The sequence below is a fragment of the Tsukamurella conjunctivitidis genome, assembly GCF_007858475.1.
GTDB classification, from domain to species: Bacteria; Actinomycetota; Actinomycetes; order Mycobacteriales; family Mycobacteriaceae; genus Tsukamurella; species Tsukamurella conjunctivitidis.
On sequence record NZ_VIGX01000001.1, the window covers coordinates 101,177 to 117,564 of the forward strand.

Genomic DNA, 16,388 nt, shown 5'->3' on the forward strand with positions numbered 1-16,388 from the left:
CCGGGGCCTGTCGGCTCAGGAGAGCAGACGGGGGCCGGGCAGGCCCGCGAGGAAGTCCACGAGCTGCGGCCCGACGGTGCCGGGAGCCTCCTCGTGCGCGTAGTGTCCGGCGTTCTCGACCGCGCGCACCCGGTAGTCGGTCGCCCAGTCGTGGCTGGAGTAGACGGGCTGCGGCAGCACGTACGGGTCGACGTCGCCCCGGAAGGCGAGGACGGGGATGTGCAGCCGCTGATTCATGCTGCTGAGGAACCGCGTGCCGTCGGGGCGGAACTGGCTGCGCCACGCCCAGCGGGCGTACTCGAGGGCGCTGTGCGCGGTACCGGGGATCTGGATGGCGCTGCGGTACCGCGGGAGCGCGTCGGCGTAGTCGGCGGAGCGCCGCCACGTCGCGCTGCTGCGCGCGGCGTACAGCGCGCCGATCTCGGCACCGTCGTCGCGGGTGAGGCGGTCCTCGGCGACCCGAGGCAGCTGCGCGAAGGTGATGGGGCCCAGCATCGCCGAGCGCTGCTCCTTGTTGCGCAGCGCGGATCGCTTGAGGGCGATCGGGTGCGGCGAGGAGATGACCGCGATCGCGGAGACCACGCGCGGGTGCAGGGTGGCGGTGGCCCAGCAGCCGAGGCCGCCCTCGCCGTGCCCGACGATCGCCGCCGAGGTGTGGCCCAGCGCCCGGATCAGCCCGGCGACGTCGCCGGAGAGGGTCCAGCCGTCGTAGCCGCGGGGCGGCTTGTCGCTGTCGCCGTAGCCCCGCAGATCGACGGCGACGGCCCGGTGCCCCGCCTCGTGCAGCTGCGGCAGGAGGTGCCGCCAACTCCACCAGAAGCCGCCGAAGCCGTGCAGCAGCACGACGAGCGGCCGGTCGGCGTCCGCGGGATCCGCGCCGGAATCGGTGGCGGGTCGGTACTCGACGGCGTGCAACCGGATGCCGTTGGCGCGCACGTCGAGGTGCTCCCACGGGCCGGGGAACCGGACGCTCGACGGGTCGGGACTGGTCACCGGGGTTGCCTCAGGGTCGTGCCGTCAGCGTCGCGCGGTCGACGGTGCGCCCGCCGGCTGCTGGAGAGCGGCGACGGGATCGACCTCGCCCTTGAGCATCGACTGCGACTCCTTGAGCGAGGCGATGGTCTTCTGCGGGCCCTTGATGCGCTTGACCTTGAGGTAGCCGAAGAAGGCCGCGACGCCCGCCACGAGCAGCATGAGGACGAAGACGATGAGCGACGCCGCCCACATCGGCAGCCACACGTTGAGCAGCCAGGTGAGGAAGAAGAAGAAGAAGAACGACGAGTACAGGGCCACCACGCCCGCGACCGCGAAGAAGGCGGAGCCGGTGGCCGCCTTCTTGACGTCCCGCATGGTCTCGGCCTTCGCCAGCTCGACCTCGGCGCGGACCAGCGACGAGACCTGCGCCGATGCGTCCCGTACGAGGCTGCCGATCGTGGGATCGCCGGAGGCGGTCACGTTGGGATCGGTGAGCGGGATCGCGGAGAGCGTCCGCTGGGTCCCGCCGGTGGGCGTGCTGTCCAAGCTCACTGTCGTCCTCCTCTAGTTATCAGTCATCGTGCCAGAGGTCACCCCGGCGTGTCCGCGCGACCACGACGTGTCGACCTCTCGGCCGCGCGCACGGCCCGTCACCCGGCCGCGTGTACCCTTCCGCGCCGCAACAACAGCAGCGCCCCGATCACCGACGCCACCACGGACGTCAGCAGGACCGCGGCCTTGGCGAGATCGGCCTCGCCCTCGGGCAGGGCGAGCTCCGCGACCAGGAGACTCACGGTGAAACCGATGGCTCCGAGCACGCTGAGCGCCAGGATGTCCCGGTTGTAGAGCCCCTCCGGGCGCTCGGCCAGCCGCAGTTTCACCGCCACCACGCTGGCCCCCGAGATGCCGATGATCTTGCCGAAGAACAGGCCGATCATGATGCCCAGCGCCAGCTCGTCGGTGAAGAGCTCGCGGAAGACCTCGCCGTTCACGGCGACGCCCGAGGCGAAGAAGGCGAAGATCGGCACGCAGATCAGGGCCGAGACCGGCTGGATCCGGTGTTCGAGCCGTTCCGCGGGCGATTCGTGCTCACCCGGGTCCGGTTTCACGCGGGTGAGCAGGCCGAGCGCGACGCCCGCGATGGTGGCGTGCACGCCGGACTGCAGCATGGCGATCCACACGACGATCGCGATCGGCACGTAGTAGAGGGGCGAGGTGATCCGCCGGTGCTGACCGAACCAGTAGAGGGCGCAGCCCGCCGCCGCGACGGCGAGCCACCCGACCTTGAGGTCGCCGGCGAAGAGCACCGCGATCACCGCGATGGCGATCAGGTCGTCGACCACGGCCAACCCGAGCAGGAAGACCCGCGCGCCCGAGGGCAGTCGCGAGCCGATGAGCGAGAGGATGCCCAGCGCGAAAGCGATGTCCGTCGCGATGGGGATGGCCCAGGCGCTGCCGATGTACGGGGTGTCCCGGGCGATGCCGAAGGCGATGATCGCCGGCACCACCACGCCGCCGATCGCGCACAGCACCGGCAGCGCCGCGCCGCGGATCGTCGACAGCTCGCCCACCACGAGCTCGCGTTTGAGCTCCAGCCCGGCGACGAAGAAGAAGACCGCGAGCAGGCCGTCCTTGGCCCAGTCCGCCAGCGACAGCTGCAGGTGGAGCGGATAGCCGAAGACCGTCCAGTCGTCGCTGCCGACCTTGATCTCGGCGAGGTGGGCGTAGCTGTCTGACCAGGACGAGTTGGCCCACAGGAGTGCGATCGCCGCCGCGATGAGAAGGGCTGTGCCGCCGACGGTCTCGGTGCGCAGGAAGCGGATCAACGCCCGTGAGGCCCGGAACCGGGTCGGTGCGTCGTTCATTCGTCGACGGTACCGCAGGTACCCTGCGTGACCCGGGTCACCGCGATCGGGCCCGCGTGCCCCGCGTAATCTCTGCGCAATGAATCGCAGGCGAATCGTCGTCGCCTCCATGGTGGGCACCACCATCGAGTTCTTCGACTTCTACATCTACGCGACCGCGGCAGTGCTGGTCTTCCCCACCCTGTTCTTCCCGAAGGGGGACGACACCGCGGCGCTGCTCGCCTCGTTCGCGACCTTCGGCCTGGCCTTCGCCGCGCGCCCCCTGGGGTCGATCCTGTTCGGCCACTTCGGCGACCGGGTGGGCCGCAAGGCCACCCTGGTGGGCTCGCTGCTCACCATGGGCATCGCGACCTTCCTCATCGGTGTGTTGCCCACCTTCGATCAGGTCGGCTACTGGGCCCCGGCCCTGCTCGCGGTGATGCGCTTCGCGCAGGGCCTCGGCCTGGGCGGCGAGTGGTCGGGCGCGGCGCTGCTGGCGACGGAGACCGCGGCCCCCGGCAAGCGCGCCTGGGCCGCGATGTGGCCGCAGCTGGGCGCGCCCTTCGGATTCTTCCTGGCGAACGGCACCTTCCTGGTCATCATGCAGTTGATGGACTTCGATTCGAAGACCTCGACCTCGAACCACGCGTTCATGACCTGGGGCTGGCGCATCCCGTTCCTCGCCTCGGCCGTGATGGTGATCGTCGGACTGTACGTCCGGCTCAAGCTGACCGAGACCCCCGTCTTCGCGAAGGCCGTCGAGGACGGCAAGAAGGTCAAGGCGCCGCTGGGCGAGGTGCTGCGCACCGCGTGGCGGCCGCTCATCATCGGCACCTTCGTGATGGTCGCGACCTACACGCTGTTCTACCTGGTCACCACGTGGATCGTCTCGTACGGCACCGGCAAGGTGGTCGACAAGTCGGGCGTGAAGCTCGGCATCTCCTACATCGACTTCCTGCAGATGCAGCTCATCGCGGTGCTGTTCTTCGCCGCCTTCGTCGCGGTCTCCGGGTACTTCGCCGATCGCATCGGCCGCCGCAAGGTGCTCATCGTGGTGACGCTCGCGATCATCGCCTACGGGCTCTCCTTCCACTGGATCCTCGACCCGGCGACCACCACGCAGGGCACGATGCTGGCCGTCCTCATCGCGGGACTCACCCTCATGGGCCTCACCTTCGGCCCCATGAGCGCGGTTCTACCGGAGCTCTTCGCCACCAACGTCCGCTACACGGGCAGCGGCATCTCGTACAACTTCGCGTCGATCCTCGGCGCCGCCATCGCGCCGTTCATCGCGACGTGGCTCGTGAGCGACTACGGCGTCGGCTGGGTGGGCGTCTACCTCGCGCTCGCGGGCGGCGCGACGCTGATCGCGCTCATCCTGATGCACGAGACGCGCGACGTGGAACTCGACAAGGTCTAGTCGTGCGGATCCTCGTCGTGGGTGCGGGCGCGACGGGCGGGGCCTTCGGCTCCCGCCTGATCGAGGCGGGCCGGGACGTCGCCTTCCTGGTCCGCCCGGCCCGCGCCGCCGCGCTCCGGCGTGACGGGCTGCGGTTCACGGACCCTGACGGCACCCGCACGCACGAGGTCGCCGTGTTCACCGCCGACGAGCTCGCGGCGGCGCCGCAGGTCTTCGACCTCGTGATCCTCACGGTGAAGGCGCCGGCCCTCGAGGCCGCGATCGCCGAGCTGCGCCCCGCGGTGGGCGAGCGGACCGTCGTCCTGCCCATCCTGAACGGCCTTGCTCACCTGGCCCGCTTGGAGCGGGAGTTCGGGGCGCGCGTGCTCGGCGCGCTCGCGATGATCGTCGCCACGCTCGAGGACGGGGCGGTGGTCCAGTTGACCGACTGGTCCGCGCTCACCATCGGCGACGGTGCGCCCGAGGTCGCGCGGGCGCTCGACGTGCCCGGCATCCGGCTCACCGTGAGTGAGGACGTCGCCGGCGCGCTGTGGGCGAAGTGGGCGTTCATCGCGGCCACGGGGATCCTCTGCTGCCTGTTCCGCAGTCCCGTCGGGCCGGTGCTCGCGGCGGGCGGCGAGCCGCAGGTGCGGGCGATCATCGCGGAGACCGAGGCCGTCGCGGCCGCCGCCGGCCACCCGGTACCCGCGGACGCGCACGAGCGGACCGAATCGGTACTGCTGGACCCGGACTCGGCGATGACCTCGTCGCTCTACCGGGATCTGCTGGCGGGCCTGCCGAACGAGGCCGAGCACATCCTCGGCGACCTCGCGGCGCGGGCCCGCGAACTGGGCGTCGCCACGCCCCTGCTCGACCTCACGCTGGTGCAGGTCCGGGCGGACGCGGTGCAGCGAGGCTGATCCCCGCCGCCTCGGCGGCCCGACGGTACGCCGCCGCGAGCGTGGGCGTCGTCTCGTGCGCGTTGAGCCCGCTGGGATTGGGCAGGACCCACACCTGCGTCTCGCCGACGGTGCGTTCCTGCGGCCCGGGGACCGCCTTCGGCTCGTGGAAGGCGGTGCGGTAGGCGGTGATCCCCAGGACGGCGAGGATCCGCGGGGCGACCCGCTGCACCCGCTCGACGAGCGCCTCCCCGCCCTCCCGGAGTTCCTCGGCCGTCAACTCGCTCGCCTTGGCGGTGGCCCGCGGCGCGACGTTGGTGATGCCGATCCCGGCGTCCACCAGCGCGTTCCGGTCGGCGAAGCTCATCCCGTCGGTGGCGTCGATGAGGTGGTCCACGATGCCCGCCGCGTACAGCGCGGGGTAAAAACGGTTGCCGGGCCGGGCGAAGTGCGCGCCGGTCGCGGCGGTCCACAGGCCGGGGTTGATGCCGGAGAAGAGCAGCCGGCAGCCGGGCCCGATCAGGTCCGGCACCGTCGTATCCGAGTAGGCGAGCAACTGCTCGCGGGTGAAACCCATGGATACTGCCTACCGGTTCGCGCCCGCGTGGTCCACTGAAGGCCATGACCGTCGACGACCTGCTCGCCCGCGCGGCGATCCACGACGTGGTGCTGCGCTACTGCCGCGGCATCGATCGCCTCGACCTGGAGGCGGTGCGCGCCTGCTACCACCCCGGCGCCGTCGATCACCACACCGGCTTCGACGGGCCCGTCGAGGAGTACGTGCCCTGGGTGCGCGGGCAACTGGAGTCGCTCGGCGGCACGCACCATCAGGTGGGCAACCACCTGTGCGAGGTGCAGGGCGAGGTCGCCGTGGTCGAGACCTACTGCACCGCGACGCACTGGTCCGCGCCGGGCGCCGACCTGCAGGCCTTCCTCACGCTGGGGCTGCGCTACGTGGACCGGTTCGAGCGCCGGGACGGGCGCTGGGGGATCGCGGAGCGCTGGGCCGTCACCGAGTGGACGCGCTGGGAGAAGGACCTCACGGGGCCGCTCGGCGTGCCGGAGGCGGGGCCGCCGCCGGCACGCGGCGGGGGCGACCCGATCGACGTGCTCCGCGCTCAGGTGTTCGGCCGCGAGCGCGCGTAGAGCCGCCGCACGACGTCCTCGATGTCAGGTTCTTCGACGGTGAGGTCGCGAATCGTCGCCCGTTCGGCGACGCCCGAGAGCACCTGCGGCAGCGGCGCGCTCAGCTCCAGCCGCTGACGCAGGCCCCCGCCCTCGCTGGCGAGGTGCCGCGCACCGTCGACCTGGAGATCCGGGGTGGGCCGGTCCAGGTCGAGCACGAGCACGCGGGCGGCGCCGACGGTACCGATCAGGCCGTCCAGGTCGCCGTCGAAGGCGGTGCGCCCGTGATCGACGACCAGGATCCGCTCGCACAGCCGCTCCACGTCGCCCATGTCGTGCGTGGTGAGCAGGAGGGTGAGCCCGCGTTCGGCGCGCTCCGCGATGAGGAATTCGCGCAGGCGTTGTTTGCTCAGCACGTCGAGCCCGATGGTGGGCTCGTCGAGGATCAGCAGCTCGGGCGAATGCATCAGCGAGGCGGCGACTTCGGCGCGCATCCGCTCGCCGAGGCTGAGCTGCCGCACCGGCCGGTCGAGGTAGTCGCCCAGTTCGAGTTGTTCGACGAGCCGGTCGGCACGCTCCTTCGCGACGGCATCGGGGAGGCGGTGCACGGCGGCGAGGATCTCCAGCGACCGGCCGGTGGGCAGGTCCCACCACAGCTGCGACCGCTGCCCGAAGACCACGCCCACCCGCCGGGCCACGTCGCGCCGCTGGGCCAGGGGATCGAGCCCGACGGTGCGCACCGTCCCCGACGTGGGCACGAGGATGCCCATGAGCATTTTGATCGTCGTCGACTTCCCGGCGCCGTTCGCGCCGATGTACCCGACGGATTCGCCCGGCGCGACCGTGAGGTCGAGTTGGTCGACGGCCGTCGTCACGGTTTTGGTGCGCCCGTTCCATCCGCGCTTGACGAAGGTCCGGGTGAGTCCCCGCGTCTCGATGACGTGCTCGCCGGTCATCCGCCCGCCCCTCGGTAGTGCCGTAGTCCGAACCGCCACGTCGCGCCCGCCAGAAGGGCCACCCACGCGGTGGCGAGCGGCAGCGCCCAGGCCAGCTCCGGGCGGAAGGGCCCGTCGCCCGGCAGGCCCAGGATGTACAGGGCGGGGAGGTACCCCGTGAAGGCCAGCGGGAGGACGAAGCCGAAGGTCACCTTGATCGCGCCGGGCCACACCGAGGCCGGCTGCGAGGCGGCGTAGCGGCCGCCGTAGACGAAGGAGCTGGTGAATTCCGCGCCGTTGACGAGGACGAACTGCAATCCGGCGGCGATCACGAAGACCGCCGAGTAGATGATCGGCCCGCAGACGAGCGCGAGGACGAGCATGCCGACGGCGCCCGGCCCCCAGTCGATCGCGTTGTGCGTGAGGGCGTAGCCCAGCGCGAAGAGGCTCACTGCGGGGCGGGTGAGCCGGTGGATGCGGATGTCGCTGGTCATGAGCTGCAACAGGATCGGCTGCGGACGCAGGTAGAAGACGTCGATGGTCCCGGCCCGGACGTACCGCGGCAGCTTGTCGAGATGCCCGAACAGGATGTCGGCGGCGCAGAAGGAGAGGTCGGCCAGCGCGAAGACGAGCAGCACGGCGGAGAAGGTCAGCCCGCCGATGATCTTCGCGTTGTGGAACAGGAGCCACACCTCGGCCAGCTCCACCAGGCCGAGCAGCAGCGCGGCGATCAGGTCCATCCCCAGCGATGCCCGGTAACTCACCTGCGCCTGTACTCGGGAGGTCAGCACCGCGCGGTACGGCGCGAGCGGCCCGGGCCGCGGGGCGGAGGCGGTGTCAGCCACCCTGCACCTCCAGGCGTCGCCGGCCCGCCGCCGTGAGCAGCTGACCGAGGGCGAGCACCGCCACCGTCCACCCCGCCTGGACCGCGACCGTACCCAGTCCCGCGGCGACGTCGATACGGCCCGAGAGGATGTCGCACGGCGGCATGAGGATCCACGCGAACGGCGTGAACTCCGCGATCCGGGCCAGCCAGTCGGGGAACAGGCCGACCGGCACGAACATGCCCATGAGGAAGGTGCCGGCGACCACGTAGAACATCTGGATCCCGCGGGTGTCCACGACCCAGAAGCCGAGGACCTGCACGCAGTACAGCAGCGCCTGCGCCAGCACGATCGACAGCAGCACGCTCACCGCGGCCAGCGGGTAGGCGGCCGGCTCGCCCGCCCATGCCATCATCGAGGTCGCGGCGCCGATCGCGGCGAGCGGCAGCGCCCGCGGGATGAGCGAGTAGACCGCGCCGCCGAGCACCGTCGCGAGAGTGGCGAACTGGACGTTCAGCGGGCGCAGGAAGTCGACGGCGATGTCGCCGGTGCGGATCCGCTCGGCGAGGGCACCGTCGCCCCCGAAGGCACCGATGGCCGTCAGCATGCCCTGGGACAGGAAGATGTAGCTGATCATCAGCTGCGGCGTGTAGCCGCCCGCGACACCGCCCGCGCCCCGCAGGGTCGCGAGCAGGATCGCCATTTTGACGAAACCGAAGACGGCGTTGGTGAACACGCCCGCTGCCGCCGCGCCGAGATAGGTGGACTGCTGGCGGAAGCCGGCCACCGTCAGGCGCGCGTAGGGCAGGACGGCCGAGCGGAGAGCACGGAGGAGGGCGGCACGCCCGGGAACCACGGCCGCGGTTTGCGACGACACAGCTACCGGACGTTACCGCCCTCGTTCGCGAGATGCGAGGTGATTCAGCTCCGCTGCTTGCGGATGTTCTCGAAGACCGTCGGATCGACCAGCGTCGACGTGTCGCCCAGCTCGCGGCCCTCGGCCACGTCGCGGAGCAGGCGGCGCATGATCTTGCCGGAGCGGGTCTTCGGCAGCTCGGGCACGATGTTGATCTCGCGCGGCTTGGCGATCGGCGAGATGTCCTTGCTGACCTGGGCGGTCATCTCCGCGACGAGCTTGTCGGGGTCGGAGTCGTCGACGCCCTGGCGCAGGATGACGAAGGCCGCGATGGCCTGGCCCGTGGTCGCGTCCGAGGCGCCCACGACGGCCGCCTCGGCCACGGCCGGATGCCCGACGAGTGCGGACTCGACCTCGGCGGTCGAGATGCGGTGGCCCGAGATGTTCATGACGTCGTCGACGCGGCCCAGCACCCAGAGGGCGCCGTCCTCGTCGTACCGCGCACCGTCGCCCGCGAAGTACCAGCCCTGGTCGGCGTAGCGCGACCAGTAGGTGTCCACGAAGCGCTCCGGATCGCCCCAGATGCCGCGCAGCATCGCCGGCCACGGCTTGTCGAGTACGAGCAGGCCGGATTCGCCGCGGGGCAGGCTGTTCCCGTCGTCGTCGACGATGTTGGCGCTGATGCCGGGCACGGGCTCCATGGCCGAACCGGGCTTGAGCGTGGTGGTGCCGGGGAGCGGCGCGACCATGGCCGCGCCGGTCTCCGTCTGCCACCAGGTGTCGACGATCGGAGCCGAGCCGGCGCCGATGACGTCGCGGTACCAGCGCCAGGCCTCGGGGTTGATCGGCTCGCCGACGGAGCCGAGAACGCGGATCGAGCTGAGGTCGTGCGCGTCGGGGATCTCGCGGCCCCACTTCATGAACGTGCGCACCAGGGTGGGCGCGATGTAGTAGATCGAGACGCCGTACTTCTCGATGATCTCGAAGTGGCGGTGCTCGTTCGGCGAGTTCGGCGTGCCCTCGTAGACGATCTGCGTGGCGCCGTTCGCGAGCGGCCCGTAGACGATGTACGTGTGGCCGGTGACCCAGCCGATGTCGGCCGTGCACCAGTACACGTCCTTCTCCGGCTTGAGGTCGAAGAGGTAGTGGTGCGTGTAGGCGGCCTGCGTCAGGTACCCGCCCGAGCTGTGGACGATGCCCTTCGGCTTGCCGGTGGTGCCGGAGGTGTAGAGCAGGAACAGGGGGTGCTCGGCGTCGAAGGGCCGGGGGGTGTGCTCCGACGATGCCGCACCCACCGACTCGTGCCACCAGACGTCCCGGTCGTGCCAGTCGATGTCGTTCTTGCAGCGCTGCACGACGATGACCTTCTGGACCGACTGGGCCTTCCGGCCGTCGATCTCCATGTCCAGGGCCTCGTCGACGTTGGCCTTGAGCGGTGCGGGCTTGCCGCGGCGGAACTGGCCGTCGGTGGTGATGACGACCTTGGCCTCGGCGTCGTCGACGCGCGAGCGCAGGGCCGCGGCGGAGAAGCCGCCGAAGACCACGGAGTGGGTCAGTCCCAGCCGGGCGCACGCGAGCATGGCGACGATGGCCTCGGGGACCATCGGCATGTAGATGGCCACGCGGTCCCCGGGCTCGAGGCCGAGCGAGGTGAGGTAGTTGGCGGCGCGGCTGACCTCGTCCTTGAGGTCGGAGTAGGTGAGATCGCGGCTGTCGCCGGGCTCGCCGACCCAGTGGATCGCGACGCGATCGCCGTTGCCCGCCTCCACGTGGCGGTCGACGCAGTTGTACGCGACGTTGAGCTCGCCGCCGACGAACCACTTGGCGAACGGCGCGCCGCTCCAGTCCAGGACCTCGCCGAACGGGGTGTCCCAGTGCAGGCGGTTCGCCTGCTCGGCCCAGAAGCCCAGACGGTCCGCATCGGCACGGTCGTACAGGTCTCGACCGTGCGTGTTGGCCTGAGCTGCGAATTCAGCGGAGGGCGGGTAAGCGGCTGTCGCGGAATCAGTCATGGGTCAATCGTAGGGACCCCGTGCAGGACCGGGCAGGGCTTTCCCGAATCTGGGACGCCGAACGCCGGGGTTGCACGGGGTTGCCCTCCTCTTATACCCCGAGACGGCAGCACCGGGTGCGGACTCGCCGGGACGGGGATCGACGGGACGCATTGTCGGGACAGAGTAGTGAGGTGCGCTTAAAGTGCTGTGCACTGAACTGGCCAACTCCGGCGGAGGTAGTTGTGAGAATACGAAGTAAGCGATGGTCGACGACGCGGGCGATCCTCGCTGTCGCCGTTGCCGCGAGCCTGGCGGTGTCCGGGTGCAGCATGCAGGGCGCGCGGTCCCAGAACACGGTGGGACCCGATGCGATCATCCGGGTGAACGGCGGCGAGCCGCAGAGCGGCCTGGTGCCGTCGGACACGAACGAGAACATGGGTGGCCGCGTCCTGGACATGATGTTCACCGGACTGTACTCGTACCAAGCGGACGGGACGCCTCAGCTGGCGAACGCGGAGTCGGTCGAGACCGCCGATAACAAACACTTCACGGTGAAACTCAAGCGGGACTGGACCTTCCACGACGGAACCCCCGTCAAGGCATCGAACTACGTGCGCGCCTGGAACTTCGGCGCCGCCATCGGCAACCTCCAGAAGCAGCAGAGCTTCTACGCTCCGATCGCCGGGTTCGACGAGGTGTCGGAGAAGGGTGCCACGAAGACCGAGATGAGCGGTCTGAAGGTGATCGATGACTACACGTTCACGATCGACCTCGCTGCACCGAACATCGACTTCAAGCTGGCCCTGGGCTACGTCCCGTTCGTGCCGCTTCCCGACGTCTTCTTCACGGAGGGCAAGGAGAAGTTCGGCCAGAATCCGGTGGGCAACGGACCGTACAAGCTGAAGCAATGGCGGCACAACGTCCAGCTCGAGACCGTCCGCTTCGATGAGTACAAGGGTCCCAAGCCGAAGAACGGCGGGCTCACCTTCGTCATGTACGAGTCGTACGACCCTGCCTACGTCGATCTGACCTCGGGGAACCTGGACGCGCTCGACACCATCCCCAACAGCGCGCTGCGCTCCTTCGAGAAGACGCTGGGCAAGAAGGCCATCGTGCGCCCGACCGCGCAGACGCAGTCCTTCGTGATCCCGCAGTTCCTGGAGCACTTCGGGAACGACGAGGAGGGGCGCCTGCGTCGCCAGGCCATCTCCATGTCGATCGATCGGCAGCAGATCATCGACGTGGTCTTCCAGGGCTTCCGGAACCCGTCGGTCGAGTTCACGGCTCGATCGATCCCGGGGTGGAGCGGGGACATCCCCGGCAACGAGACCACCAAGCACAATCCGGAGCTGGCGAAGCAGCGCTGGGCGCAGGCGAACGCGATCACACCGTGGACGGGGTCGTTCACGATCGCCTACAACTCCGACGGCGACCACAAGCAGTGGATCGATGCGGTGACCAACCAGATCAAGAACACGCTGGGCATCGACGCCGCGGGCAAGCCCTACGCGACGTTCAAGCAGATCCGCGACGAGCTGACCAAGAAGACACTGAAGTCCGCGGGACGCAACGGCTGGCAGGGCGACTATCCGACCCAGCTGAACTTCCTGGAGTCGAACTACCTGACCGGCGGCGGCTCCAACGACGGCGACTACAGCAACCCGGCGTTCGACGCCAAGATCGCGCAGGCCCAGCAGGCGCTGGACCCGGCGCAGTCGACGCGCCTCATCAACGAGGCCCAGTCGTTCCTGCTGGCGGATCTGCCGGTCGTCCCGCTGTGGGACTACAAGGCCGCCGGCGGCGTCGGCGAGGGTGTGCGCGGCGAGATCACCTGGAACGGCCGCTTCGACTTCACGAACATCACGAAGGAGTAGTGGGATGGCCAGATATCTCCTGAGCAGGCTCGGGCAGTTGGTGATCGTCTTCTTCGGCGCCACGCTGCTGATCTACGCACTCGTCTTCCTCGTGCCGGCCGATCCCATCGCCGCGCTCGGCGGTGATAGGACTCTGCCCCCGGAGGTCGTGGAGGGGCTGCGCGCGCAGTACCACCTCGATCAGCCCTTCCTGGTGCAGTACTGGTACTACATCAGGGGCGTCTTCACGTTGGACTTCGGCACGTCCTTCTCCGGGCAGCCGGTGTGGGACGTCATGAAGCGGGCCTTCCCGGTCACGGTGAACCTCGCGCTCATCGCGCTGGTCGTGGAGGCGGTGCTCGGCATCTTCTTCGGCGTGCTGGCGGGTCTGAAGAAGGGCAAGTGGTTCGACACCACCATCCTCTTCGTCTCGTTGGTCATCATCGCGGTGCCGATCTTCGTGCTCGGCTTCATCGCCCAGTTCATCTTCGGCGTGAAGCTGCAGTGGTTCCCGGTCACCGTCGGCGGCAATCTGGACTTCTATCACCTGCTGCTGCCGGGCATCGTGCTCGGGCTGGTGTCCTTCGCGTACGTCGTGCGACTCACCCGATCGCAGGTTTCGCAGAACCTCACCGCCGACTACGTGCGCACCGCGACGGCCAAGGGGCTCCCGCGCTCGCGCGTCGTCCTCGTGCACGTCCTGCGCAACTCGCTCATTCCGGTGGTCACCTTTCTCGGTGCGGACATCGGCGCGCTCATGGGCGGTGCGCTCGTCACCGAGGGCATCTTCAACATCCCCGGCGTGGGCGGCACCATCTACCAGGCGATCATCCGTGGCGAGGCGACCACGGTCGTCTCCTTCGTCACGGTGCTCATCGTCATCTACCTGATCTGCAACGTGGTGGTCGACCTGCTCTACGCCGCCCTCGACCCGAGGATCCGCTATGCCTGACAATCACACCTTCCCCGGACAGGAACGTTTCGTCGCCGCTGCGGACGACGTCGTGGTCGGCGCGGTCGACGCCGTCGCCAAGGACGTGGAGCCCGCGGGCTTCTGGAAGACGGCGTGGCTCCAGCTCAAGGTGAAGCCACTGTTCTGGGTCTGCGTCGCCCTCCTGACGCTGATCCTGCTCGTGGTGCTCTTCCCGGGCGTCTTCGCCTTCGGCAAGGACCCGCACGAGGCCTCGCTCGACCGCTCGCTCCTGCCGCCCAGCGGCGAGCACTGGTTCGGCACCGATCTCCAGGGTTACGACATCTACGCGCGCACGATCTACGGTGCCCGCGCCTCGGTCCTGGTCGGCGTGCTCACCACGATCGCTGTGGTGGTGATCGGCGGCCTGCTCGGTGCCACCGCCGGCTTCTACGGGGGCTGGCTCGACTCACTGATCGCGCGCCTGTCGGACATCTTCTTCGGCGTCCCGCTCATGCTGGCCGCTGTCGTGGTGATGCAGATGGTCACCTCGCGCACGGTCTACTCGGTGGTGCTGGTGTTGACGATCTTCAGCTGGCCGCAGATCGCCCGCATCGCGCGATCGGCGGCCATCTCGATCCGTAACGAGGAGTTTATCGACGCCTCGAAGTCCCTGGGCGCGTCCAAGGTCAGGACGCTCTTCACGCACGTGATCCCGAACTGCCTCGGTCCGGTGATCGTCGTCGCCACCGTCGCGCTCGGCATCTACATCGTCACCGAGGCGACGCTGTCCTACCTGGGCATCGGCCTCCCGGCGAGCGAGGTCTCGTGGGGCATGGACATCGCCGACGGGCAGACGCTGCTGCGCGAGGGCACTCCCATCCTGTTCTTCCCTGCGGCCGCCCTGGCGCTCACCGTGCTCACGTTCATGATGCTCGGTGACGTCCTGAGTGACGCACTCGATCCGAAGGCGAGGAAGCGCTGATGTCCGACGAGCACAAGCACGGTCTGGGAAAGATCAAGGACAAGGTCGCTTCGGCCCTCGGCAAATCGCCCGGCCCGCTCCTCGAGATCCGCGACCTGGTCGTGGAGTTCGAGGTGCAGGGCAAGCCGGTCCCCGCGGTGCGGGGCGCCAACCTCACGGTCTATCCGGGCCAGACGGTGGCGATCGTCGGCGAGTCCGGCTCGGGCAAGTCCACCACGGCCGCGGCCGTGATGGGCCTGCTGCAGGGCACGGGCCGGGTCGCGAGCGGGCAGATCGTCTTCGACGGTCAGGACCTGTCGAAGGCCTCGGAGAAGGACTTCCAGAAGATCCGCGGCAACGGTATCGGCCTGGTCCCGCAGGACCCGAACACCAACCTTAATCCGCTGTGGCGCGTGGGCTTCCAGATCCGGGAGACCCTCAAGGCCAACAACGCCGAGGAGGGCGACGCCAAGAAGCGGGCGATCGCGCTGCTGGCGGAGGCCGGCATGAAGGATCCCGACAAGCGGGTGAACCAGTACCCGCACGAGTTCTCGGGCGGCATGAAGCAGCGTGCGCTCATCGCGATCGGCCTGGCCTGCCGGCCGAAGCTGCTCATCGCCGACGAGCCGACCTCCGCACTCGACGTGACGGTGCAGCGCCAGATCCTGGACCACCTCGACACGCTCACCTCGGACCTCGGTACCGCGGTGCTGCTCATCACGCACGACCTGGGACTGGCCGCCGAGCGTGCCAGCCACCTCGTCGTGATGTACAAGGGGCGCGTCGTGGAATCCGGTCCCGCGCTGGAGATCCTGCAGGATCCGCAGCACGAGTACACGAAGCGTCTGGTGGCGGCCGCCCCGTCGTTGTCCGCGCGTCGTGTGGAGACGCCGCCGGTCGCCGTCGCCGTCACCGATGTCACGGAGGCAAGGGTCGAGGCCGAGACCGTCCGGGACGGGCTGCGTGACGCCGCCTCGACGGGGCCCGCGGAGGTCGTCGTGGCCTCGAACCTGGTGAAGGACTTCCCGATCCGCGGCTCGCTGCCCTTCCAGAGCAGCGACTTCCGCGCGGTCGACGACGTCAGCTTCACCATGCTGCGGGGCACCACCACCGCGGTGGTGGGCGAGTCCGGGTCGGGCAAGTCGACGGTGGCGCGCATGGTGCTGGGCCTCCTCGAGCCGACCAGCGGCACCGTCGAATTCGACGGCAAGGACGTCACCACCATCCGCGGGGCGGAGGCCAAGGAGTTCCGGCGCCGGGTGCAGCCCGTCTTCCAGAACCCCTACGGTTCCCTGGATCCGATGTACTCGATCTACCGGGCGATCACCGAGCCACTGGTGGTGCACGGAATCGGGGACAAGGCCTCGCGCGTGGATCGGGCCAAGGAACTGCTCGAGATGGTCGCGCTCCCGGTGGACACGATGCACCGGTACCCGAACGAGCTGTCGGGCGGTCAGCGTCAGCGCGTGGCCATCGCTCGGGCCCTGGCACTCAATCCGGAGGTGATCGTGCTCGACGAGGCGGTCTCCGCGCTCGACGTGCTCGTCCAGGCGCAGATCCTCACGCTCCTCGAAGGGCTGCAGAACGAGCTGGGCCTGACCTACCTGTTCATCACCCACGATCTGGCGGTGGTCAAGCAGATCGCCCACCAGACGCTGGTGATGTCCGGCGGCAAGGTGATGGAGCAGGGGCCGACGGATCGGGTCTACGACAACCCGACGTCGGACTACACGCGCAAGCTGATCGACGCCATTCCCGGCGGCTCGATCGAGTTGGCGGGCTAGGTCCGGGTCGGCCCGGGGACGCGCGA

General features: G+C 69.3%; 15 protein-coding genes. 7 read left to right on the forward strand and 8 right to left on the reverse strand.

The genetic code is table 11. From position 1 onward, the window contains the following. Positions 1-15 precede the first annotated feature (15 nt). The 3 genes from FK530_RS00490 to nhaA form a co-directional block, all read right to left on the reverse strand. Positions 16-993, reverse strand: coding sequence for an alpha/beta fold hydrolase (locus FK530_RS00490; protein WP_146485036.1), 978 nt, complete (start codon positions 991-993; stop codon positions 16-18). A gap of 24 nt (positions 994-1,017) precedes the next feature. Next, positions 1,018-1,527, reverse strand: coding sequence for a phage holin family protein (locus tag FK530_RS00495; RefSeq protein WP_146485037.1), 510 nt, complete (start codon positions 1,525-1,527; stop codon positions 1,018-1,020). Between the two features lie 98 nt (positions 1,528-1,625). Continuing rightward, positions 1,626-2,840, reverse strand: a complete 1,215-nt coding sequence (nhaA, locus tag FK530_RS00500) for a Na+/H+ antiporter NhaA (protein WP_146485038.1) — start codon at positions 2,838-2,840, stop codon at positions 1,626-1,628. A 79-nt stretch (positions 2,841-2,919) separates the two neighbouring features. Between nhaA and FK530_RS00505 the strand changes: the two genes are divergently transcribed. Together FK530_RS00505 and FK530_RS00510 are read left to right on the forward strand one after the other, a co-directional pair. Further along, entirely contained in the window at positions 2,920-4,239 is a 1,320-nt protein-coding gene (locus FK530_RS00505; protein WP_146485039.1) for an MFS transporter, read from the forward strand. 2 nt (positions 4,240-4,241) lie between these two features. Next, positions 4,242-5,138 carry a 2-dehydropantoate 2-reductase gene (locus FK530_RS00510; protein ID WP_146485040.1) on the forward strand — a complete coding sequence of 299 codons (897 nt, stop codon included), beginning with the start codon at positions 4,242-4,244 and terminating at the stop codon, positions 5,136-5,138. Here FK530_RS00510 and mug read toward each other — a convergent pair. Beyond that, entirely contained in the window at positions 5,095-5,694 is a 600-nt protein-coding gene (mug, locus tag FK530_RS00515) for a G/U mismatch-specific DNA glycosylase (RefSeq protein WP_146485041.1), read from the reverse strand. The genes FK530_RS00510 and mug overlap by 44 nt on opposite strands. A gap of 44 nt (positions 5,695-5,738) precedes the next feature. Here mug and FK530_RS00520 point away from each other — a divergent pair, with 44 nt between their 5' ends. After that, positions 5,739-6,263, forward strand: coding sequence for a nuclear transport factor 2 family protein (locus FK530_RS00520; RefSeq protein ID WP_146485042.1), 525 nt, complete (start codon positions 5,739-5,741; stop codon positions 6,261-6,263). On the opposite strand, the gene FK530_RS00525 is transcribed toward FK530_RS00520, so the two are convergent. Genes FK530_RS00525 through acs form a run of 4 tightly spaced genes read right to left on the reverse strand, consistent with a single transcriptional unit; the run spans position 6,236 to position 10,869 of the window. Then, complete coding sequence (locus FK530_RS00525) at positions 6,236-7,198, reverse strand: ABC transporter ATP-binding protein (protein ID WP_146485043.1); 963 nt, start codon at positions 7,196-7,198, stop codon at positions 6,236-6,238. The two genes, FK530_RS00520 and FK530_RS00525, sit on opposite strands and share 28 nt — an antisense overlap. Beyond that, the gene (locus FK530_RS00530) at positions 7,195-8,022 is read right to left on the reverse strand and encodes an ABC transporter permease (RefSeq protein ID WP_231706441.1); all 828 of its coding nucleotides are present in this window, start codon (positions 8,020-8,022) and stop codon (positions 7,195-7,197) included. The genes FK530_RS00525 and FK530_RS00530 overlap by 4 nt, the downstream gene beginning before the upstream one ends. Then, positions 8,015-8,878 (reverse strand): ABC transporter permease, encoded by an 864-nt coding sequence (locus FK530_RS00535; protein ID WP_146485044.1) that lies wholly within the window; start codon positions 8,876-8,878, stop codon positions 8,015-8,017. The genes FK530_RS00530 and FK530_RS00535 overlap by 8 nt, the downstream gene beginning before the upstream one ends. 44 nt (positions 8,879-8,922) lie before the next feature. Continuing rightward, on the reverse strand, positions 8,923-10,869 hold the full coding sequence (acs, locus tag FK530_RS00540) for an acetate--CoA ligase (protein WP_146485045.1): 1,947 nt from the start codon (positions 10,867-10,869) through the stop codon (positions 8,923-8,925). 311 nt (positions 10,870-11,180) lie between these two features. Here acs and FK530_RS00545 point away from each other — a divergent pair, with 311 nt between their 5' ends. The 4 genes from FK530_RS00545 to FK530_RS00560 are packed head-to-tail and all read left to right on the forward strand — an operon-like array spanning position 11,181 to position 16,362. Continuing rightward, a complete protein-coding gene (locus tag FK530_RS00545; RefSeq protein WP_146485597.1) occupies positions 11,181-12,725 on the forward strand; it encodes a peptide ABC transporter substrate-binding protein in 1,545 nt (514 codons plus the stop codon). A 4-nt stretch (positions 12,726-12,729) separates the two neighbouring features. Next, positions 12,730-13,656, forward strand: coding sequence for an ABC transporter permease (locus tag FK530_RS00550; RefSeq protein WP_146485046.1), 927 nt, complete (start codon positions 12,730-12,732; stop codon positions 13,654-13,656). After that, positions 13,649-14,599, forward strand: coding sequence for an ABC transporter permease (locus tag FK530_RS00555; protein WP_146485047.1), 951 nt, complete (start codon positions 13,649-13,651; stop codon positions 14,597-14,599). Before FK530_RS00550 ends, FK530_RS00555 begins: the two co-directional genes overlap by 8 nt. Next, positions 14,599-16,362, forward strand: a complete 1,764-nt coding sequence (locus FK530_RS00560; RefSeq protein WP_146485048.1) for a dipeptide ABC transporter ATP-binding protein — start codon at positions 14,599-14,601, stop codon at positions 16,360-16,362. Before FK530_RS00555 ends, FK530_RS00560 begins: the two co-directional genes overlap by 1 nt. Positions 16,363-16,388 lie beyond the last annotated feature (26 nt).

Coding starts and splice junctions, on each gene's coding strand:
- FK530_RS00545 (WP_146485597.1), top strand. CDS start 11,181: ATGCAGGGCGCGCGGTCCCAGAACACGGTGGGACCCGATGCGATCATC.
- FK530_RS00560 (WP_146485048.1), top strand. CDS start 14,599: ATGTCCGACGAGCACAAGCACGGTCTGGGAAAGATCAAGGACAAGGTC.
- FK530_RS00550 (WP_146485046.1), top strand. CDS start 12,730: ATGGCCAGATATCTCCTGAGCAGGCTCGGGCAGTTGGTGATCGTCTTC.
- FK530_RS00520 (WP_146485042.1), top strand. CDS start 5,739: ATGACCGTCGACGACCTGCTCGCCCGCGCGGCGATCCACGACGTGGTG.
- acs (WP_146485045.1), bottom strand. CDS start 10,869: ATGACTGATTCCGCGACAGCCGCTTACCCGCCCTCCGCTGAATTCGCA.
- FK530_RS00555 (WP_146485047.1), top strand. CDS start 13,649: ATGCCTGACAATCACACCTTCCCCGGACAGGAACGTTTCGTCGCCGCT.
- nhaA (WP_146485038.1), bottom strand. CDS start 2,840: ATGAACGACGCACCGACCCGGTTCCGGGCCTCACGGGCGTTGATCCGC.
- FK530_RS00505 (WP_146485039.1), top strand. CDS start 2,920: ATGAATCGCAGGCGAATCGTCGTCGCCTCCATGGTGGGCACCACCATC.
- FK530_RS00525 (WP_146485043.1), bottom strand. CDS start 7,198: ATGACCGGCGAGCACGTCATCGAGACGCGGGGACTCACCCGGACCTTC.
- mug (WP_146485041.1), bottom strand. CDS start 5,694: ATGGGTTTCACCCGCGAGCAGTTGCTCGCCTACTCGGATACGACGGTG.